This window comes from Bdellovibrio bacteriovorus (assembly GCF_001592745.1).
GTDB lineage: Bacteria > Bdellovibrionota > Bdellovibrionia > Bdellovibrionales > Bdellovibrionaceae > Bdellovibrio > Bdellovibrio bacteriovorus_B.
This window is the reverse complement of sequence record NZ_LUKD01000001.1, coordinates 365,702-386,745: the sequence shown is the minus strand read 5'-3', so window position 1 is coordinate 386,745 and position 21,044 is coordinate 365,702. Positions and strand designations below refer to the sequence as shown.

The following is a 21,044-nucleotide window of genomic DNA, read 5'->3' as shown; positions in this document are numbered from 1 at the left end:
CCTCGGAAAAGTAAAAGTATTCGCGCGAAAACGAAATGCGATGTTGCAGGTTCATTCAGAAGAAGGCACGATCACATTCATGAATTCTCATAATATTGCTCGTATTTTATTTCCTTTATTCGCTGTTCTTTGTTTTCTTCCGCAAGTGTCTTCCGCCGTTGCTTTGATCGCGGGAATGGCTTTGGCATTGACCTTAGGAAATCCCTATCAAGAGCGAACGAAAGCTTGGACGTCACAACTTTTAAGTATTGCTGTAGTGGGCTTAGGAGCGGGCATGAACTTGATCACTGTGAGCCAAGTCGGTGTGCGCGGGATCGGATACACGGTTGTGGGAATTACATTTGGTCTTTTATTAGGAACCCTGATGGGGCGTTTCTTCAAGGTCGAGAAAAACACCTCAACTCTAATCACTGTCGGAACAACGATCTGCGGAGGCAGTGCGATTGCGGCTGTCGCTCCGGTGATTCGCGCTCGTCCCCCGGAAGTGACTGTTGCGCTGGGAACGGTGTTTTTGTTAAATGCTCTGGCTCTATTTATTTTTCCTCATATCGGCCATTATTTTAATTTGAATGAAACACAGTTTGGACTTTGGAGTGCCTTAGCCATTCACGATACCAGCTCCGTTGTGGGCGCCAGCCTTCAATACGGGCCTCATGCTTTGGAAGTGGGGACGACAGTGAAGCTCGCGCGCGCTTTATGGATCGTGCCCATCGCTTTAGGAATTGGTCTTCTGTATAAGAATCAAGGACAAGAAGCGGGGGAGGCTAAAGCAAAGCGTCCGTGGTTTATTCTGGGATTTTTGATCATGGCCGGTATCATGACTTGGATACCAACACTGCAACCCGTAGGACATGGAATTGAGTGGGTGGCAAAACGTCTTTTAGTTCTAACCTTGTTTTTAATTGGTGCGAACCTGACTCGCGCGACAGTCCAAAGTGTCGGCATCAAACCTTTTGTCATGGGTGTGGCACTTTGGGTTATCATGGCCACCACTTCATTGGGCGCCATCTTAGAAAATTGGATACGTTAAAAAGGAATGGGTCTTGTCGATGCACTGGTTTTGATACCTAAGACCTGTGACATTTGATCTAAGGTGTAGTCATTATCTTTCTTGGTGTTAGAGGCGACACAATCCTTTGGCACCCAGATCTTAAAGCCTCGCATATGAGCGTCGTTGGCCGTAAAGAAAACACAGATATTTCCTGCGACTCCTGTCAGTATCAGATTTTTCACCCCGAAATCTTCTAAAAGAATATCTAAGTTCGTGCAGTAGAATCCGGAATGTCGAGGCTTTAAGATAAAATAGTCATCATCTTCGGGTTTTAAAATCTTAGCGATCTCTGAACCCAGAGACGCTTCATGCGCACAATTCAGATAGACTTCTTTTGAATCCGAGCGCCATTGACCGAAGTTGTCGTTAAGATAGATGACGGGAACTTTTTTCTTTTTAAGTTTCTGTTTTAGAGCTTTGACTTTTTGGGCAACAGGCCATGTGTAGCGCGCAAGATCTTTCCCCTCGGGAAAATCAAAAGTGTTTAGCATGTCGATGATAAGAAGAGCCGTCGAATGACGACGGCTCACGTCGTTGGGTTTCATAGATCAGTGACGCGCATGGGATTCTCTTTCATGGGGCGCATCCATGCCACCACGCTCAAGAATTTTAGTTTTAAGCTCTAAGAACAGCTGCCCCAATTTTTCGCGATCACTGCTTTCAGAGTGTTTTTTGAAATCAGGAAGAAGCTCTTCCTCTTCTTCTTCAATATGATGCTCTACGAGTTCTGCCAAAACCTTGACTCGGGCGCTCCACAAATCGTCATCATCGGTGCGCATGATTTCTTCGACCATTTGATCAGCCAGTTGATGTTCAACATCCCCTTCAAAACCGCCTTCACGAAGTTCTTCATCACCTTTCATATAACGATAAAGAGACTGTTCTTCTGGTTTTGCATGAGAAATTAAAAGCGGAGCAAACTGGGCAAAAGCCTCTTGTCGTTCCTCAAGTTCCTTTTCAGAATCTTTCATGACTTCGATCAACTCTTTCAGAGGCTTGTGATCCTCCAAGATCATATTGATAATATCCAGTTCGCTGCTTTTTCCAGAGGAAATTTTCGTCTGCTTTTTACTCATAGGATCCTCCTTAAGTATAGACTCTTAAACAGCAATTGGGATGCCAACAGACTTCTTCCCGACAACCAAATGAGATTGCGGTCGATTTCAAGATGGGGTTTTCTTCATCACGTCCTGTGGTGAATTTCCCTCTATAATTCACAGTCTAGAAAGCCGTAAGCGATATGAGTAAAACCTTGCGCTTGCAGTTTGTCGGCCAAGTTTTCATAAGCTTCTTCCACGTTTTTATTTTCGTGCTTCACGACATATTGTGACCTTGCTAAGTGACGCAACATTGATCGCAACGGTGCCGGATTTGGCAGGTCAGGAGCATCATAATCATGTTGCTCAAGAGTCCATTGAATTTTGGCGGTTGGAAAAATGTCTTGGCAGAGACGAGGCACTTCCCACTCATTCGATGTGGCATTGCCTAAGGTCCAAGTCAAAAAACAGGCGCGCACCGGGACGGAATTTTGTTCAGAAAATTTTTTAACTAACTCAAACGAGGCTATCTGCAAATCGGCGCCATGCTCACCACCGCCGGAATTGAGCGCCAAAGAACTGTCGTCCGGGGCCGGTGCGAAGGGAACATTGGTTAAGAACAAAGTCTTACCTTGCAAACGAAGTGGCGTGGGAAATTTGCGGTTCATGTCATTGAGAAGACCAAAACAATGTTCAGAGGCAAGATCATTGATAAGGGCATTGAGTGAAGCAAATGTCAGCGCTCGGGCATTGGCATCACAGAAGATTCTTTTGGCGGATCCTTGAAAACCCAGAGGTGTGTGACCACAGCCCGCGGCCGGATCAATCACCCAATCAGCCCAAGTGTGTAGTCCCTTTTTTTCCACGTGCTTTAAAAGAACCAGTGCTTCATCAGGGTCGGGGAAAACACGCATAGGACTTTGTACCCAAGCTCCGTCGGTGACGAACAAGCGAAATCCGATCTGATTGACCTTCACCAGAAGCCTTGCGCCGTCAATAAAACCCACATGCTTTAGCGTCGGAAAAAGATCCGGAAGGCTTAATTCAAAAGGGGTGCGTGGTTCTGTCTTCCACCAGCCTTGGTAAGTGGGTTCTTGGAAAAGACGTTCCAGTTCACCGTGCACCTTCTTTTTTAAAGAAGAGTTGCTTGAAAGAGTCAGCCAGATTTTGTTGAGGTTTTCAGTCTGTAGCATGAGCCCATTATGAAAGGGGACCACCTGATCTTAAAGATGTTTAATTGCACTGTATGCAACGAACGGGGACCAGACTTACTTTTTTCGTTCTAGGTTAAGAAGAAAGGATTTCGTCGGAAGACCACCCGCATAACCTCCCAAGGTGCCATCAGAAGCAATCACGCGATGGCAGGGAACAATGATTGAAACCGGATTTCTTCCATTCGCGGTCCCCACGGCGCGACAGGCTTTGGGATCACCTAGGGCCACCGCGATTTCTTTATAAGAACAAGTTTCGCCATAAGGGATTTTTTGAAGATGAGACCACACTCTTTTTTGAAAGTCGGTTCCAATGAGGTCCAGGGGAATATCAAATTCCTGACGCTCGCCCTGGAGATATTCTTCGATTTGTTTTTGAGTTTTTAAAATAAATTGCACGGCCGGATGTTTTGTATCGGTTAAATTATCAAAAGGCATATTCTGCTTTTTCCAGAAAATACCTTGAAGCCCTTGTTCAGAGGCCACGATATGCAAAGGGCCTAAAGAAGATTTCATTAAATACTGCTTTTGCGAATTCATCAGGGATTCCTTTTTTTCGCGATCTTCGATTTCGTTAAGTCTTGCGAATAGTTCTTCCAAAATAATGCTGCGACATAACCGCGCCAGGGACTCATCTGGTCAATAATCTTTTTGTCGTGAATTTGCAGCGTACGCGCCAAAATCAAATCACTGGCAGGAAAGGTGTCGGTATGTCTTAGCGCTTTTAATGCCATATATTGCGCGGTCCAAGGCCCGATCCCGCGGAGTTTTTGCACATCCTTCATAAAGACGTCAACGTCCTGGGTGGGCGATAACGAAATCTTCTTTTCTAGAACGGCTTTACAAAATTCCATCAAAGTTTGCTTGCGAGCTTTGGTGGTTCGCAAGCGACTTAGATCCGCATTAACGATGTCTAAAGCCGAAGGAAAGAGTTTGATTCTTTTACCATCTTTTTCGTAAAGGCTTTCCTGGCCCGCAATCTCAATAAGATCATGCACAAGCTCTCGGCCCATTTTCACACTGACAAGCTGTCCAAGAATTGTCGCGACGGCAATTTCAAAGGCGTCCCAGCCTGAAGGAAGACGAATTCCCGGTGATGTTTTCAGAATCTTTTTAATCCCCGTATCTGTCTCTAAAATATTAGCGATCATCACCGGATCTGAATCCAAGTCAAAAAGGTGACGGACGCGAGAAATGATCGCCGGGATTTGAGTCGTGTCGGGAAAATCAATTTCGACATGAAGGCAGGACTTTTCAGGATTATCTGAAATGGCAATCACACCCACATGTCCGTTCAATGCCACCACTCGATACATGGTGTTTTCGTCAAACCATTCTAAATTTCCCACCCGGTGATTTTGATACGATTGCAAAAGTCCCTGGAAATCAAAAGGAGGACGGTAAGACAGACTTATTTTTAATCCTGATCCAGGTGTGACTTTGTTACGGCGAATATCGCGCGGGGCTTTTTTAAAGCGGTCTTTAAAAGCATCGTTAAAGCGACGGATGGATTCAAATCCCGATGCAAATGCAACTTCAGTGATAGGTAAAGAAGTTTCTACAATCAGTTTGCGTGCGAGGTTCAAACGATTTTCAAAAGAGAGCTGCTTTGGAGTTTTACCAATTTCTTCCATAAACAGACGCCGCAAGTGTCGCGCGGTGACTCCGAACTGAGCGGCGAAGTCATCTTCGTTGAAACTTAAGCTTTCTTTCGCATTTAATACTTTGACGGCTCTTTGCACGACCGCGGATTTTCCCACCCACGCTGGGGAGTGCGGTGCACTTTCAGGTCGGCAGCGCAAGCAAGGACGATAGCCTGCTTTTTCAGCCTGCAAACCATTAGAAAAAAATTCGACATTTTCACGTTTGGGTTTGGCCGGGCAAATCGGACGGCAGTAAATACCCGTGGTTTTCACGCCGATAAAAAACTTCCCGTCAAAGCGGGGGTCTCGGGCTAGCATGGCTTGATAAAAGATATCGTCCTTGTTCATGAAGCCCACTATATCCTATGTTTTAGGAAAAATGTGGCTATTTTCGGACATGATCGCCGAAGGCGATTTTAGCGTAAACTATCAGTAACAGCTTTCGTGATTGCCGCGCGTTCAACGGGCTTGCGCAGGCCCTCTTCCGCGTTGAACACGTCCATCCACGTATTCAAATCATCGCGTCCGCTGACAAGAATTTTTTTCACCGAATCAATCTCTGGCATAGCAGCAATCTTTTCGTAAAAATCCATTGTCGACATATCGGGAAAAGTGAGGTCCATCACAATAAGATCCGGTTTGTTTTGGGTCAGATATTCTAAAGCTTGGTGAGCTGAAGTTGCCGTTGCAATTTCACAATCAGGGCTTTGCAAATAACGTTTGTAAAGCATAAGCAAGTCTTTAGCGTCCTCGATGATCAGTACTTTTTTCGCGCTCATGCTACAGTCCTCCTGAGGACAATTTTCTTACGTGTCGAAAAGGTTTGCCAGTGAAGTCCTGTGAAGGGAAGGGTTCCTTTCAGTTGTTTCATTTATGTAATGACTTTTGACATACATGCTAAAGGCGGCTTGATTGGATCTTAACACCCCAGTGATGACGCGCGACATTGCGTCGATAAATGTTCGCAATTCTTTGATAAAATACTTCGTATGAAAAAGCATCTCGTACTAGCAGCTATGGAGAGTGAGTTTTCAGAACTCGCTGCCCTCCAAGGTTTTATATCTCGCAAACTCAAACACTCCGATGTGACTTTGTGGGAAAAATCCACTCCTCGAAATTCAATCACTCTAGCGAAGACCGGTGTCGGACCTATAAGTGCGGCTATTGCTCTGACACAAATTCTAGCAGACTCGACATATGACGATGTCTTGATGTTGGGGCTTGGCGGAGGCATTGATGCTGAACTCGCGGTCAGTGATATTGTTATCGCTGAAAGAATCGTTCAACATGATGCCCTTTGTACTTTTGATGACCGCACTGAAATCATGGCGTGCGGAGAGCTTCACCTGTCGGTCTCTGCAGAAAATAGAAAAAGTATTTTCATGCCTGCAAATGAGGACCTAAATAGAAAATTCGAAAGTCATCTGAAACAGAAATCCTTCCGCGTTTTTCGCGGGGACTTGTTGTCAGGAAGTGAGTTCGTGGGATCGCTAGAACGCAAGAATCTGCTGAAAGCGCGGGTCCCTTCTGCAAAGATGGTCGATATGGAAGCGTGCTCGATCGCTTATATCTGCCAACAGCAGGGCCTTCCGTTTGCCATCGTCAAGACGGTGGCGGATACTCTCAAACCTCAATCGACACATCAATACAAGGATTTCCTTAAGTCGAGCGCTTTAAAGTGTGCGGAGTTGGTCTCATGTCTTGAAGAGCTTTAGCCTGTCGGAACTTCGGCAGGTACCGATGTCTCGGCATGAGGCGCTGTCGGCCGCCCGGCAGAGGGTGATTCAGAGCGAATCTATTCGTTTATAGAGCGAAATCCGGTGGCACCGCCTGTGCTTTTAAGTCTGGTATCAACTGACTTGGAGGCAAATATGAAAGCACTATATCAAGGTTACATTAATACAAACGCAGTTCCTGTTCTTCCAGGAAGCACTTCTTTAGACAATATTCTGTTGTTAGGCGGTTTGGCAGAAAGAGACGCCGTCGCTCACTTACAAAAAGTGGTGCATGAATTCTATCCGCAGGCTTTCGGCTGCAAAGCCTTGGATCTATCATCCGGTCGCGGAGTCGCCGCGATGGCTTTAGCGGAAATGGGATTTCGTGTGGCGGCTTATGACGTGTACCGCTCTTCAATCTCTGTAGTCCAAAAATTAGCGTTGGCGCAAGAGCTGGACATTGCATTCGGTGTTAATGGCGTCACTCAGTTAGAAGAACTTCGTGAAAAGTTTGACCTTATCCATGACCGCGACTGCTTATCAAGCATCATCGATCGTCAAGAGCGCATGCAGTTTTTAAATTCTGTGCGCAATTCGTTGGCTCCGGGTGGGAAGTTTGTTCTGACTACAGATGTCTGGACCGAAAACTATGATCCGGAAGACAGCTTTGAATCCGTGCGCTTGGATAATAATTATGTGTTATGGAGACAAACTCCCGAGTGTGATATTCCGGGAGTCAAGGCCATGGAAGGCAAATTCTGGACGGCTCAAAAAAGAATCGCTCCTCCCGAAGAGATCCGTTTAGAAGTTATGTCCCGAGGATTCAAAATCTTGATGAATAAACTCGAGATTCCTGCCGGAAATGGCCCCGCACGATTGAAACTTGTTCTTACTAGCGCGTTCGCGCGCTAGTAAATTTGAATTTCTGCCATCAGCGGATAGTGGTCCGAAAAAAGTTTTGAGTCCTTCGTTTTTAAAACTTCAGAACTTTGAAAAAGATTTGAGGGGCGACACCACATTCGATCCAATCGTAAAAACGGGGCGCGAGTGGGAAAAGTAGGTCCTGATGGGATCGGGTGCAAAGCTGTGTTGAGTTTTTTAAGAGCGCCGGAATAAGTCTGCCACTCATTAATATCTCCGCCCACGATCAAGGGCACTTCGCTTTTTCTTGCTAGCAAGTCATTCAACTTTTTCATCTGTTGATTTCGTTCGGAAGGCTTTAAACCTTTGTGTGTATTCACGACGTGCAATGGGCCCTTGGGCGTGTCTAAAAAAACTTCTAAAATATTTCGAGGTTCCCTTCCGGGTGAACTGATGTCGATGATGTTGTGGTTTTTCATTGGAAATTTCGACAAGATGGCATTGCCATACCAGCCGGCAGAGTTTTCCATGGTCGGGGCGGCGATGAAGGTTTTGAAGTGATCCGTTTTAAGCTCTTCGACATCCGTGATTGAGTCGCGGTCATGAAAGCGAGTGTCCATTTCTTGAATCAGCGCGATATCAATATTCTGATGCTTTAAAAAAAGTCCAATGCGCAGGTAATCTCTTTTTCCGTCGATACCTCTTGCACCGTGAATATTGTAGGTCACGATTCTAAGGATCATACTGCTTCCTTTTACGCCACCATCGCGTCAGAAAGTACGAAGCCACGACGAGCAACATCCAGAGCAGAATTCCTAAAGCCAGCATTCCAACGGTGCGCGGGGTGGGATGTAGAAAGATTTGCGTGATCGAATCTCCGACAAGGCCTTTCACGATAAATGCTGGCAAAAACCCAAAGAAACTTCCCAAAAGAAAATCAGAAAATCGCAGTGAAGAAATCCCTGCGGCAATATTAACAATACTAAATGGCGCCACGGGGATCATTCTTAAGACCGTAACGCCAATAACCCCGGCCTCACGGAATTGATGATCGATCTTACGCAGGCGATTCCCTAAAAATCCTTTTACGCCTCTGTGGCCCATCCACCGTCCCAGATAGAACATGACCGTGGCGCTGATAAGAGCTCCTGACATTCCATAAAGAGGGCCTAAGATGGAGCCAAAAACCGCCGCCGTGATGAGAGACATGAGCGTTACCGGAAATAATATAAAACCACCGACAATGTAAATTCCCCAAACTAGAAAAAGAGCCCATGGGGATCTCCGGGCCGTTTTTAAGAATTTTTCAACGGATTCTGGGCTGAACCATGATAGGTGTTCATTGATAAACCAGACCAATCCACTGACCGCGACAATTAAAAATAAAGCCAACGGTACGATGTATTTACTAGGATTGCGAAAGATAAAAAGAGCTTTTCCTTCACTCACTTGCGGATCGGCGACGCTGTTGGCGATCTTTTTAAAATTTTGAGTGGTGAATTTTTCATCATCCATTTCAAAAAGGCAGTACGCACCGGGTTGGCAAGGAAGCATCAGTTTTTTAAAAGAGTAGGGTTCTTTTAAAATAGATTCGATGTCTTCAACTTTACGGCCCGCATGCTCGGCAATTAGGTCATTGCGAAAGTGCATAATACGTCGCCGCTCTTCTATGTCATGAGCTTGAATGATTAAATCACACTCCGTATCAAAGGTCATAGAGCGGTTTGTGAGATTCGATGAACCCACAACCATAAACTGGTCGTCTATGACGATGATTTTTGAATGAATGCGCTTATGAATAATTTTACGTTTTTCGGTCATCACACCTGAGCAGGCAAATTGAACGCGTCCTTTGGCTATACCATCTTCAACGCTTCTTTTAAAATCGATGCGACTGGCCCACATGCCTTCGGTTTCAAACACTCCTTGCGGATCATAAGAGCTTACTAGAAGTACACGCAGATTTTTTTCTCGTCTCAGCCGATCATTTAACGCCACGGCGATTTCCTGCGAGGTTAGAAACTGATTTTCAATATAGATAAAGTCTTTGGCTTGATTGATGAGGTCGATATACATGTTAAAGACCTCACGCGAACCTCGATCCTCTTCCGTCGCTGGAAGGGTGCGGGCAATGGCGGCCCCCATATCCGTAAATAAATAATCGAATTGAATCGGCCACACGAGCGGCAAGTCGGAAGAACTGCTGGTTTTACCATCGTAAGGTAAAGCCTCATAGCCTGCAGCTTCAAGCCAGCGGTGTCTGGCCAATTCTGCAAAGTGTTTGACGATGGGACCATCCATCATGATCTGCACATCATGATAGGGCCCGTAAGGCCCATTGGCATCAGAGCGTTCCGGTTCATAAATGTGATGAGAGCGCTCATCCCAGCGCTGACGTGCGATATCCATCCCACCCGAAAAGACAATTTCGTCATCGACGAGAATCACCTTTTGATGATGACTTCCGCCTAAGGGGATTGTTTGATCCAAGCAGAAATGAATATTTTCTAACCCTTTGTTGACCCAGGTGTATTCCCCCATGAATTCGCGTTCGCCCAAGAACACGATGGAGGAATCCCAGGGAAGAATATAAATTTGTAAACTTGGATTTTCTTGCGCTTTCTGCGCCAAAAGATCGACAAGAATAGACGGGCGAGACGCTTTCATTTCGTCTTCTTTGCGTAGCAAACGGATGCTGCTGTCTACTTCCCAGCCAATTATAAAGACAGACTTTTGCGCTTTACTGAAAGCGTAGTGCAAAGCTCGATAAAAATCCGCACAGTCAATCAAAACACTGGCATGACGAAAAAGATCCACGCGCCAGCAGTTGTGTCCTGGTCGAAAAATAGTTCTCTCTGACGATTTAACTAGATCGCCTCTCATGCACGTTCCTCTATAAGAACTTCATGTTAACAAGAGTTTGGACTCAGCGAGGTCGAGTATTTTGACAGATGGGATATCATGAGAGGGAAACGTGAAATTGCATTTCAACAAAAATAAAAAAGGCGCGGGGTGCGCCGCGCCTTTTTGAGTTTTACCAATAACCTAAAATTTTCCACCAGCCCGCGCAACCAAGAACCCAAATGATCAGATTGAGCACGCTGACGACAAGACCCCATTTCCACCATTCGCCCATGCTTACGTATCCTGGTCCAAAAAGGACTGGCGCAGATCCAGTTCCGTAATGTGTGATAGAGGCGCAAAGCGAAGACGCAAATCCTAAAAATAAACCAAACATCAATGGAGGAGCTCCCAAGGCGACACCCACTCCAAAGAAAGACGCAAAAAGAGCCGAGATGTGAGCGGTATTACTTGCAAATAGATAGTGAATATAGACGTACAGCACGATCAAAATAGCCGACGCTTCAACCCAACCCAATCCCATCTTAGCGATATCGGTCTGCACGGTATTTGAAAACCACGCAATAATTCCAAGCTTGTTTAAGAAAGTCGCCATCATCACCAAAGAAGCAAACCAAGTGACTGTATCCCAAGCGCCTTTTTCTTTCAGCAGATCATCCCAAGTCAAAACACCAGAAAAAAGTAAAACACTCAAACCCACGAAGGCTCCGGCCGTAGGGTCGATATCAAAAAGAGGACTGGATGAAATCAATTTCGGCACTCCGGCCCAAATGAAAAGAAGTAAGAAGAAGACGCCCACCATGATCCATTCTTCCAACTTGATTGGTCCCATTTCTTGCAATTTCTTTTTTGCGTATTCCGCCGCATTCGGTGTTTTTTTGATCTCGGGCGGATAAAGTTTGTAAAGAGCAAATGGGATAATCAAAAGGGCTAGTAGACCGGGTACGATCGCAGCTATCGCCCAATCACTCCATGAGACATCGATATTTGCCACGTCACGGATCCCGGCAGTCACTAGCGGATTGGGTGCTGTCGCCGTGATAAACATGGCCGACGTGATGATATTGACCTGGTAAGCGACCAAAGTTAAAAACGCGCCCAACTTTCTGCGAGAAGCTTCGTCGGGATAAGATCCCATCGATTCCGATATGGAGCGATTGATGGGATACATGACGCCACCGCCACGAGCCGTATTACTTGGCATCACGGGTGATAAAACCAGCTCGGCAAAAGAAAGACCGTAGCTGATCCCCAAGGTTTTCTTTCCGAAGACTCTGACGAAGTGATAAGCCAAGCGTGCGCCCAAACCCGTTTTGATAAATCCGCGAGAAATAAAAAATGAGATCCCAATCAACCAAATCAGGGTGTTTGAGTAACCACTCAAAGCATCTGCCATGGCTTTTCCTGGATTGCCTGGGTTGGTTACTTGCGTGATGGCGACAAGCAGGATGCCTATCATCGCCGCACCACCAATGGGCAGGGCTTTGCCGATGATCGCGACAATCGTGCCGACAAAGATGCCTAATAATCTCCAGGCATTGATATCGACGCCTTCAGGGGGCGCAATCACGAACCAGAAAATGCAAGTTACGATAAAGGCAATGACGGCGGGAACGACTTTGACGTGAGGAAGTTTCATGGAGAGCCTCCGGGGTGTAAACACAGTGCTTTTATACTGACGTAGTGATGCTCTGAGTTCAACGAAAACTGCGATGACACTCGCGCTTCCCTTATAAAAGTTGCGTGCTTTTAAACAAAAAAACCACTAGCGTTTTTGATATTCGGAAGGACGTTTCATGAGATTTATTCTGTCTTTGGCATCCCTTGTATCTTTGGCCGCTCCAGCGTGGGCGGTGGATGTGATTCCTGACCTCGCGCAAAGTTCGCCGTCATTGCATTGGCACTTTATTGAAAATGAATCTGTGCGAGTGATTTATCCTGATTACCTTCAAGCCGAATCTGTCTATATCGCAAACCTGGTTGAGCATTATTCGCGCGTGGTTGGGAACACCTACGGTATTGAAACGCCGAAGAAGTTTGATCTGGTGATCCGCTCTGAAGTTGCTGAACCCAATGGCTATGTGGCTTTGGCGCCGCGAAGAAGTGAATGGTTCACATCTTCCATGTTTTTTCCTTACGTCGGTTCTACCGAATGGTACCAAACACTTTCTATCCACGAATATCGACACGTAAACCAGTTTGATTTCTTCAATCAACACGGTACGCGCGTTCTTTACTTTCTGATGGGAGAGTTCGGCGAGCAGTTGGCCATGGCGATGAGTTTACCTTCTTGGTATTTTGAAGGGGACGCGGTCTGGACGGAAACAAAGTACACCGACGGCGGACGCGGACGCTCGCCACGTTTCATGGCGCGATTAAAGGCCTTGGTGTTAAGTGATAAGATTCCGACTTATGATCAATTTTTAAATAGATCCTACCGCACGGATCTTCCGAACCAATATGTGTATGGTTACGCGCTGATTTCTTACGGAACACAGAAATACGGAGAAGATATTTGGGAAAAGGTGATTCGTGAAGTATCAAGACTTCCGATTCCATTGCGTCTTTATGTGGCTTTCAAAAATGTGACGGGACAAAGCTTTCAGGATTTTTATAATGAAGCCATGAATGATCTGCGCACGAAGTGGAAAGACGACATGCCAGGGGACGAAAAGGTCGTGGATTTCCGCGAACACTCTGCTCCTTACAAGATCGGCGATTCCTTGTACTTCATTCGTCAAACTCTGGACACTCATCCACAGCTGATTCGTCAAAAAGGAAATGAAGAGCAACTGGTGGCAGAGTTTCCTTATAATCGCGAGATCATGGGTTTTGATTTATCGAACGACCACGCCGTTTACACGCAATTCCTTCCGGATGAGCGCTATGGCCATAAAGGCAGTTCGGACCTGGTGGTCTTAAATCTAAAATCAGGTAAAAAAATGCAAGTGACTGATGGAGAAAGAATCTACAACCCGAGTTTTAATAAAGCGGGCTCCAAAATTATCACAACGCGTTTTATGGCGGATCAATCTTGGCATATCACGGAATTTGATTTGAATGGGAAGGTTCTTAATTCTTTCTCTCTTCCTGATTTAAAAGTGGCGGAAGTTCGTTATCTTGATGACGACAGCGCGGTGGTTATTGTCGGAGGTAAAACAGGCTTAAAATCTTTAGTTGCTGTCGATCTTAAATCTCAAAAAGTGACTAAAGAAATTCTGCCGCCTTCTCGCAACATGCTTCATTCTCTTTTTGTTGATGCCAAAAAACAGGTTCTTTTCGAAGGCCAGTATCAAGGGCACACTGAAATCTTTAAGTTTAATGGTCAAAGCTTTGCTCGCTGTACTTCGACGAAGCTAGGCGCTTACACGCCGACGTCCGACGGAGAGAATTTTTACTATAGCAATCAAGACACATTTGGATCTGTAGTTTCTTCGGCACCGATTTCAGCATGTGGTGAATTCGACGCGGCTCAATTGGTTGATTTTAAATATTTAGGGTCCTCGCCTTCAGACAACTACAACGGGTTTGCTCCGCAGGCATTTCCTGACCAAGTCGATCTTTATACAAAGAATGCGGATCAATACCAAGCTCAGGCCTATGGGGATTTCGATAAAAAACTTTTCATTCCTCACACGTGGGGGCTGAATGTGGGTCGGGGCGGTGGTTTAGGGCTCAAAACCGATAACTACCTTCGTACTTTAAGTTTTTCCGCCACATTGGGATCGAGTGCTGAGGAAGGAAAGGCTTTTGCGGATTTGAATTTCGATATTAAGAAGTATTACCCGATCTTCCGTTTGCAACTTGAAAACCGCAATCGTCTGGTTGAAGACTTTAATACGGATGATCAGCTAGAGTGGACAGAAAAAACAGCGGGGCTGGGTGTACTGATTCCTTATATCAAACAAAGTGGACTGAATAATTTCACCGGTGTTCTAAGTGGAAGTGCGGCCTATACGGATACATCGTCTTACGAATTCAATGATGTTGTTAACGAAGATGCGACCTCTTTCTTTTATAAAACATCTTCTTCATTAAGCCTAACCTGGAATAAAAGTCCGAAGCCCCGTTCTATTATTGCTCCATGGCTTCTAAGCTATACGATCCGTTATGATGATGCTGAACAACCTGATTATTCGGTGGCGTCTTCTTATCGCGTCTTGCAAAAAGCCATGTTGAACACGCCTGCTTTTGCCGATAACGACGGCTTTCTGGTGACCTACGATGAACAAAAACAAGAGGCTTCGTTGACATCATATCGCTTCCTTCCAGATGAAACCGTTGTCGGATATGTGTTTTCACGCGGCTACGATTACGAAAACGTACCGTTTTATCAAAAGGTTTCTGGGAACTATGTGGTGCCTGTGGCTTACCCTGATTGGAATTTGGGTGGGTGGTATTACTTGCGTCGAATGTATACGACGGCCTTCTTCGATTCTACGTTCGTGAAGGATGAAGATGTGAACGCCACCTTGAACAGCTATGGTGCGGAAATGTACTTCGAATCACAGATTCTTCGTTTCTTGCCGATGACTTTAGGAGTCCGAGTGCTGCAAAGACTGGAAGACAATAAAACCATGGGCCAATTCTTTTTAGCTTCGGCCTTAGGCTTCTAAATTTTTATTGAGGCCCATTCTAATACACGAATGGTGCCTCAATCCCTCCGAAAAAAGTCCTAAGATATCTTTTTTTAAAGTCGCTTGGCATAAGTTCCGTTCGCCTTTTGCTTGTCACCATTAAGACTTCAACACCGTTGCTCGGCAAAACGAATCTCCGGATCCTAAGGATAATCAGGAGATGATTTATGAAATTCATTTTGCCTATGTTAGTTCTATTTGCTTCTTTCAACGCTCATGCGGCCGATGCTCCTAAAGACATCAGTTCTGCCGTGGAGGCCTATCGCTTTTGGTATCCGACGGTTTCTATGGAAGGAATGATGAGCGGGATGCGAAGCTTGGGTGTTAAAGACAACGCTCGCATGTTCAGTGCCCAAGGAGATGCAGGTGTACTTGCCTTCACCGCCAATCAAGATACACCTTATGCGGTCGCTCTTCTAGATTTAAAAGATGGACCGATGGTCGTGGAAATTCCCGCAGGACCTTTCATGGCACTCGTGGATGATCATCATCAGCGATGGATTGTGGACATGGGAATTCCCGGACAAGATGGCGGTAAAGGCGGTAAGTATCTCATCTTGCCTCCGCAATATAAGTCTGAAGTTCCTCAAGGATTTAATGTTGCGCAATCAAATACCTTCAAAGTTATGTTGGTCGCGCGGGTCATTCCTCAGGCGGGGCAAAGCATGAAGACCACGCAAGAACGAATCAAAGAGTTTCGTATCTATCCTCTTTCCACAATAAAGTCTCCAAAGTTAGTGACTGTTTTTGATGCCACGGGGAAAAAAGGAGACACCTCTTTGTTGAAATGGGAAAGCAATATTCAGTTTTGGCAGCAGTTGGCTAAAGTTATTAATGAAGAGCCGATGGACTCTAGATATCAAATCATGTTTGATCAGTTGAAAGCCTTTGGCATTGAAAAGGGGAAAGAATTCAAGCCAGACGCCGCTACAAAAAAAATGTTAGAGGCCGCAGCGAAAGAAGGTAAAACGCAAATGCTCACAACCTCTTTTAGTTCAGATCGTCCTGATCGTATTAAGTGGGGAGACCGCAAGTGGGAGTGGCTGCTGCTAAACTCCGATCCAACCTGGGCTACAAATCATGATATGGATCCGGTCGCTCGTGATCGCTACTTTGCTCAAGCCATTGTGATGTCACCAGCAATGCTGAAGCGGGATGCTTCAGCGGGCTCTCTTTATTGGGGAGCATTTAAAGATGCCAATAACAAAGCCATGGACGGTGGCAGACATTATAAACTGACAGTGCCCATGCCCGTTCCCGCTCGCCTTTTTTGGTCTGTCACCGTTTATGACACAGAAACAAGAAGCTTGATCCAGAATGGCAGACCCAATGCTGCGATTCGCTCTTTGGTGGAACTCAAAGATATGAAGGACGTAAAATCCGTGGATCTATATTTTGGACCTAGCGCACCCGCGGGAAATGAAAAGACGTGGGTAAAAACCATTCCCGGTAAAACTTGGTTTGCTTACTTCCGAATTTATGGTCCCGATAAAGAAGCCTTCGAAGGCGCTTGGAAGCCGGGGGACATCACTGAAATTAAAAATGAAACGATGGCTTCTTTCGATTAATCGTAGTGCGATCATTGATAATTTTAAAAGGCGCTTCACAAAAAGCGCCTTTTCTTTTGAACACACTCCTTTTCTAGGTCATGCTTAAGAACAAGTTAAGGAGACTTATGAACGAGGTTTGGACCAGAGATCAGGATCTGAAGTTCTATGGTGTGAGCATTGGCGCGCGCATGACGGCGATTCGTTTTGATTCAGGAGACGTCTTTGTTCATTCTCCGATTAAACTGACCGAAGAAATTGTTCGGGACCTTCAAGCGATGGGAACGGTCCGCTGGGCTGTGGCTCCCAATAAAATGCATCACCTTTACGTTGCTGATTTAAAGAAGCATTTTCCGGAAGTTCAAATATTCTGCGCGCCGGAACTGGATAAAAAGAGATCCGATTTTAAATTCGATGGAGTTATCACTAACGAGCAAAGCTTTCCTTGGAGTTCAGAAGTGAAGCATGTTTTTATCGAGGGAGCTCCTTTTTATAATGAAGTTGTATTTTTTCATCCCAAGACGAAGACTCTGATTGTCTCGGATCTTGCTACAAATTTTCAGCAAACAGATTCATTGCTGACGAAGATGTTTTTAAAGATTTTAGGCAGCTATGGGCATTTTGGCTGGACGAAGACGGAAAAGCGTTTGTTCATCAAAGACAAAAACGCTTTTTATAGGTCCCTCGATAAAGTGCTGAGCTTTGATTTTGATCGCATCATTCTGGCTCACGGAGAACCCGTACTCACGGACGGAAAACAAATGCTGCAAAAGGTTTTTGCTCGTTAATTAGAAATTAAAACCACTCTTGGTGATCATATAGACAACGTGGGGTTCGCCGTCTAGTTCGACATTGCTTACAAGCTTGCCCCCCAGCTTTTCAATGGCTTTGCGTGACCTTAAATTGTTCACACCGATTTCAAAAGTCACGTTGTCGACGAATTTAAAAGCATGCTCTAACATCAACTTTTTCATTTCGCGATTGAACTTTCCGCCCCAGTACTTGCGCGCTAGAAACGTATATCCGATCGACACTTGAGATATCTCGGGTCGAAAATCATAAAACCGTGAGCTTCCAATCGCTTGACCGTGGTCCTCAATGACAAAAGCTCCGCCAGATTTGACGGCGAGAGTGAAGAACTTTTCGAAGACCTCTTTTTTATAGCGCTCCCTTTGAGGATGAAGCTCCCAGATCAATGGATCCGATGCAACCTCAAAAAGGAGTTCGAACTCCGTGGCCTTTAAAGGTCGGATTTTTAGAAGATCTCCGCTCAGGGTGGGTTGAAATTCAAACTCTCGCGTGTTCATAGAAACATCTTGGCAGGAATACTTGGGCTCTCAAGTGTTATCTTGGATCATTATTGAACTGCAGCATTGAGTCTTTCTTTGAACCCCTTAAACTTGGTCCCTATACTCTCAAAAATCGCATCATCATGGCGCCGCTCACGCGTTCGCGCGCGGTAGGCGAAGGCCGCATTCCCAACGATCTGATGACGAAATACTACAAACAAAGATCTTCTGCCGGAATGATCTTGATCGAAGCCACCGCGGTCATTTTTACAAACTCGTCCGTAGACAAGCTTTCAAGCGCAATATTGGACTCGATATATAGTCTCCAAAAGAAAATCGGCACGGGTTGTGGGAGGTAGCACATTCGATAAGTGTTTGTTTACACCTAAAGATGTCGTGATTTACCTGGAGGACACAATGGGTAGACGATGTACTCATCTTCAACCCGAACCCAGGATTTCTCATGAAGTATTTCGTTTGCTTTATGGTTCTCGTGTGCGTGTCGCAATCTTTTGGAGCCGATCCTCTGCCTTCTTGGAAAGAGGGCGAGCTTAAAAAATCCATCATCACATTTGTAAATGAAGTCACCAAAGCTGACGGGCCTCGATTTGTAAAACCCGAAGACCGCATCGCAACTTTTGATAACGATGGTACTTTGTGGAGCGAGGTCCCCACGGTCGAAGTCGAATTTACCAAGATGAAGCTTCACTTGGTCTTAGAAAAAAATCCTCGTTTAAAAAGTAAAGAGCCTTATAAAAGCTTGCTCACAAAAGGCAAAGCGGCGGTTCCTCAGCTAAGCCAAAAAGACATTCTGGAAATCATGGCTGTTACACATTCCGGTATGAGTGAAGATGAGTTTGCAAACGAAGTGCGCGAATTTTTCAAAACGGCGTTGCATCCGAAATATCAAGTTCCTTACACGCAAACTGTTTACCAACCCATGCTGGAACTTTTAACTTACCTGAGAGACAACGACTTTAAGGTTTTTATTTGTTCCGGCGGTGACATCGCTTTCATGCGTACGGTAGCGATGGATATTTACGGCATTCCATCTCAGAATGTGATCGGTTCTTTTATGGTTGATAAAACGGAAGAGCGCGATGGCAAGCTTCAGATCATGCGCACATCGAAGATGGGAATGGTAAATGACAAAGAAGGGAAGCCGGTCTCGATTGTTCGTCATATTGGCAAGCGGCCGATTCTTTCTGTAGGAAATGAGCGCAACGGTGGGGATATTGCCCACCTTCGCTATTCGCGGGAATCGGCAGGTCCCAATCTGCAAATCATGATTGATCATGATGATACGGATCGCGAAGCCTCTTACGAAGAAAAAGACGGCGCGTCTTTAGCAGCCTCTAAAAAATTTGGATTTAAAGTTTTAAGTATGAAGAATGATTGGAAGCAGGTGTTTCCAAATCATCAACCAATAGCCAAGGATTAATTCACTCTAATAAAAAGCAGGGGGAAGTATGGTTAAGAGCAATGAAGCGAAGTCTCAAAAAGGGGACGGAAAAAGCGCAAAGCCCAATATTCTTGTCATTATGGGCGATGACATTGGTATCAGCAACTTAAGCTGTTATAGCCACGGTATGATGGGTTATAAAACACCCAATATCGATAGAGTTGCTAAAGAAGGCATGATGTTCACCGATTCTTATGGTGAACAAAGTTGTACCGCAGGACGGGCTTCGTTTATCACAGGCCAAAGTGTGTTTAGAACAGGGCTTTCCAAAGTCGGTTTTCCTGGTGCACCTATCGGAATTCGTCATGAAGATCCCACTATAGCAGAGCTGTTAAAACCGCTCGGCTATGCAACGGGGCAGTTCGGAAAGAATCACTTCGGTGATCGAAATGAATTTTTGCCCACCGTGCATGGCTTTGATGAATTCTACGGAAATCTTTATCACTTGAACGCCGAAGAGGATCCTGAAGATCCTGATTATCCTCAAGGGGCCTTCAAGAAAAAATTTGGTCCTCGTGGCGTTCTTCGTTGTAAAGCGACGGATAAAGACGATTCAACAACGCATGAACGTTGGGGGCGAGTCGGAAAACAAAGCATTGAAGACACGGGCCCTCTCACAAGAAAACGAATGGAGACTTGTGATGATGACTTCGTTTCTGCGGCGAATGATTTTATTCAACGTAAAAATTCAGAAGGGCAGCCTTGGTTTGTTTGGCTTAATACCACTCACATGCACTTTCGCACGCACACAAAACCGGAAAGCATCGGTCAAGCGGGAGAAAGCCAGTCGCCTTATCACGACACAATGATTGATCACGATAAGAATGTGGGACAAGTGCTTGATCAGTTGGATCAATTAAACATCACTGACAACACGATCGTTATTTATACGACGGACAATGGTCCCCACATGAACACGTGGCCGGATGGAGCCATGACTCCTTTTCGCAGTGAAAAGAATACGAATTGGGAAGGAGCTTTCCGTGTTCCGTTTCTTATTCGCTGGCCGGGGCAAATCAAAGCCGGCTCCATCTCAAATGAACTTGTGCAACATCACGACTGGTTGCCTACTTTGCTTGCCGCAGCCGGGGAGCCTGAGATTAAAGAAAAACTTCTTCGCGGACATGAAGCTGCGGGCAAAAAATTTAAAGTTCACATCGATGGGTACAATTTGTTGCCTCTATTAACAGGTAAGGAAGAAAAAAGTCCGCGTCCTGGATTCATCTATTTCAGCGACGACGGGGATTTGGTCGCGTTGCGCTTCGGAAATTGGAAGTTTGTGTTTATGGAGCAAAGATCTCCGGGAACATTGGGTGTTTGGGCAGAGCCTTTTACTCCGCTAAGAGCGCCGAAACTTTTCAATTTGCGAACGGACCCTTATGAAAGAGCAGACATCACTTCAAACACCTACTGGGACTGGTATCTTCAGAAGGCTTATTCGTTGATGGCGGGACAAGAAATTGTGAAGCGTTTCATGGAAACCTTCAAAGAGTATCCACCACGTCAGAAAGCGGCAAGCTTCACGATCGATCAGATCCTCGAGAAGATGACAAACGCCGCTGGCTACGCTCACCAAGATTCTGAAGGTCATATTCCGTCACAGGAAGGTTCTTCGCAGATGGGAAGTATGTCACAAAAAGGGAAGTCCGAAGGGGAAAGGCAGCGCCCCACTCATTAAGAAGGAAATAGCACGTGAGCAGCACAATATTAGTTGAAAAAGAAAAGACGG

At 45.4% G+C, this 21,044-nt stretch carries 18 protein-coding genes and 1 pseudogene; 9 read left to right on the top strand and 10 right to left on the bottom strand.

Translation table 11 applies throughout. The annotated features are described in order from the left end of the window. Window positions 1–40: 40 nt before the first annotated feature. Entirely contained in the window at window positions 41–1,030 is a 990-nt protein-coding gene (locus AZI87_RS01835) for a YeiH family protein (RefSeq protein WP_063204739.1), read from the top strand. Here the strand turns inward: AZI87_RS01835 and AZI87_RS01830 are convergent. From AZI87_RS01830 to AZI87_RS01805, 6 genes are all read right to left on the bottom strand, one after another. After that, the gene (locus AZI87_RS01830; protein WP_063204738.1) at window positions 1,027–1,596 is read right to left on the bottom strand and encodes a cysteine hydrolase family protein; all 570 of its coding nucleotides are present in this window, start codon (window positions 1,594–1,596) and stop codon (window positions 1,027–1,029) included. The two genes, AZI87_RS01835 and AZI87_RS01830, sit on opposite strands and share 4 nt — an antisense overlap. Before the next feature lie 3 nt (window positions 1,597–1,599). Next, the gene (locus tag AZI87_RS01825; RefSeq protein ID WP_063204737.1) at window positions 1,600–2,127 is read right to left on the bottom strand and encodes a hemerythrin domain-containing protein; all 528 of its coding nucleotides are present in this window, start codon (window positions 2,125–2,127) and stop codon (window positions 1,600–1,602) included. A gap of 131 nt (window positions 2,128–2,258) precedes the next feature. Continuing rightward, window positions 2,259–3,281 (bottom strand): hypothetical protein, encoded by a 1,023-nt coding sequence (locus AZI87_RS01820; protein ID WP_063204736.1) that lies wholly within the window; start codon window positions 3,279–3,281, stop codon window positions 2,259–2,261. 75 nt (window positions 3,282–3,356) lie between these two features. Then, window positions 3,357–3,839 carry a methylated-DNA--[protein]-cysteine S-methyltransferase gene (locus tag AZI87_RS18330; protein ID WP_063204735.1) on the bottom strand — a complete coding sequence of 161 codons (483 nt, stop codon included), beginning with the start codon at window positions 3,837–3,839 and terminating at the stop codon, window positions 3,357–3,359. After that, window positions 3,839–5,290 (bottom strand): DNA-3-methyladenine glycosylase 2 family protein, encoded by a 1,452-nt coding sequence (locus AZI87_RS01810; protein WP_063204734.1) that lies wholly within the window; start codon window positions 5,288–5,290, stop codon window positions 3,839–3,841. Before AZI87_RS01810 ends, AZI87_RS18330 begins: the two co-directional genes overlap by 1 nt. A gap of 68 nt (window positions 5,291–5,358) precedes the next feature. Further along, entirely contained in the window at window positions 5,359–5,721 is a 363-nt protein-coding gene (locus tag AZI87_RS01805; protein WP_063204733.1) for a response regulator, read from the bottom strand. 210 nt (window positions 5,722–5,931) lie between these two features. Between AZI87_RS01805 and mtnN the strand changes: the two genes are divergently transcribed. Then, window positions 5,932–6,657: a 5'-methylthioadenosine/S-adenosylhomocysteine nucleosidase gene (gene mtnN / locus AZI87_RS01800; RefSeq protein ID WP_081112103.1), complete on the top strand. Its 726-nt coding sequence runs from the start codon at window positions 5,932–5,934 to the stop codon at window positions 6,655–6,657. A gap of 156 nt (window positions 6,658–6,813) precedes the next feature. Next, on the top strand, window positions 6,814–7,569 hold the full coding sequence (locus AZI87_RS01795) for a class I SAM-dependent methyltransferase (protein WP_063204731.1): 756 nt from the start codon (window positions 6,814–6,816) through the stop codon (window positions 7,567–7,569). Here the strand turns inward: AZI87_RS01795 and AZI87_RS01790 are convergent. The 3 genes from AZI87_RS01790 to AZI87_RS01780 form a co-directional block, all read right to left on the bottom strand. Further along, window positions 7,566–8,261 carry an endonuclease/exonuclease/phosphatase family protein gene (locus AZI87_RS01790; protein WP_063204730.1) on the bottom strand — a complete coding sequence of 232 codons (696 nt, stop codon included), beginning with the start codon at window positions 8,259–8,261 and terminating at the stop codon, window positions 7,566–7,568. The genes AZI87_RS01795 and AZI87_RS01790 overlap by 4 nt on opposite strands. Continuing rightward, the gene (locus AZI87_RS01785) at window positions 8,251–10,401 is read right to left on the bottom strand and encodes a VTT domain-containing protein (protein ID WP_081112102.1); all 2,151 of its coding nucleotides are present in this window, start codon (window positions 10,399–10,401) and stop codon (window positions 8,251–8,253) included. The genes AZI87_RS01790 and AZI87_RS01785 overlap by 11 nt, the downstream gene beginning before the upstream one ends. A 151-nt stretch (window positions 10,402–10,552) precedes the next feature. Beyond that, window positions 10,553–12,019 (bottom strand): anion permease, encoded by a 1,467-nt coding sequence (locus AZI87_RS01780; RefSeq protein ID WP_063204729.1) that lies wholly within the window; start codon window positions 12,017–12,019, stop codon window positions 10,553–10,555. Between the two features lie 157 nt (window positions 12,020–12,176). On the opposite strand from AZI87_RS01780, the gene AZI87_RS01775 reads away from it, so the two are divergent. The 3 genes from AZI87_RS01775 (at window position 12,177) to AZI87_RS01765 (ending at window position 17,352) form a co-directional block, all read left to right on the top strand. Next, the gene (locus tag AZI87_RS01775; protein ID WP_063204728.1) at window positions 12,177–14,996 is read left to right on the top strand and encodes a hypothetical protein; all 2,820 of its coding nucleotides are present in this window, start codon (window positions 12,177–12,179) and stop codon (window positions 14,994–14,996) included. Window positions 14,997–15,184: 188 nt separating this feature from the next. Continuing rightward, window positions 15,185–16,585 (top strand): DUF1254 domain-containing protein, encoded by a 1,401-nt coding sequence (locus AZI87_RS01770; RefSeq protein WP_253696338.1) that lies wholly within the window; start codon window positions 15,185–15,187, stop codon window positions 16,583–16,585. A gap of 107 nt (window positions 16,586–16,692) precedes the next feature. After that, window positions 16,693–17,352 (top strand): DUF4336 domain-containing protein, encoded by a 660-nt coding sequence (locus tag AZI87_RS01765; protein WP_063204727.1) that lies wholly within the window; start codon window positions 16,693–16,695, stop codon window positions 17,350–17,352. On the opposite strand, the gene AZI87_RS01760 is transcribed toward AZI87_RS01765, so the two are convergent. Beyond that, window positions 17,353–17,871 (bottom strand): GNAT family N-acetyltransferase, encoded by a 519-nt coding sequence (locus AZI87_RS01760; protein ID WP_063204726.1) that lies wholly within the window; start codon window positions 17,869–17,871, stop codon window positions 17,353–17,355. A 65-nt stretch (window positions 17,872–17,936) separates the two neighbouring features. Here AZI87_RS01760 and AZI87_RS18390 point away from each other — a divergent pair. The 3 genes and pseudogenes from AZI87_RS18390 to AZI87_RS01745 form a co-directional block, all read left to right on the top strand. Next, a pseudogene (locus tag AZI87_RS18390) lies at window positions 17,937–18,119 on the top strand (alkene reductase); the annotation flags it as partial. Between the two features lie 197 nt (window positions 18,120–18,316). Then, complete coding sequence (locus AZI87_RS01750; protein ID WP_253696327.1) at window positions 18,317–19,294, top strand: HAD family hydrolase; 978 nt, start codon at window positions 18,317–18,319, stop codon at window positions 19,292–19,294. A gap of 28 nt (window positions 19,295–19,322) precedes the next feature. Beyond that, the gene (locus tag AZI87_RS01745; protein WP_063204723.1) at window positions 19,323–20,993 is read left to right on the top strand and encodes an arylsulfatase; all 1,671 of its coding nucleotides are present in this window, start codon (window positions 19,323–19,325) and stop codon (window positions 20,991–20,993) included. Window positions 20,994–21,044 lie beyond the last annotated feature (51 nt).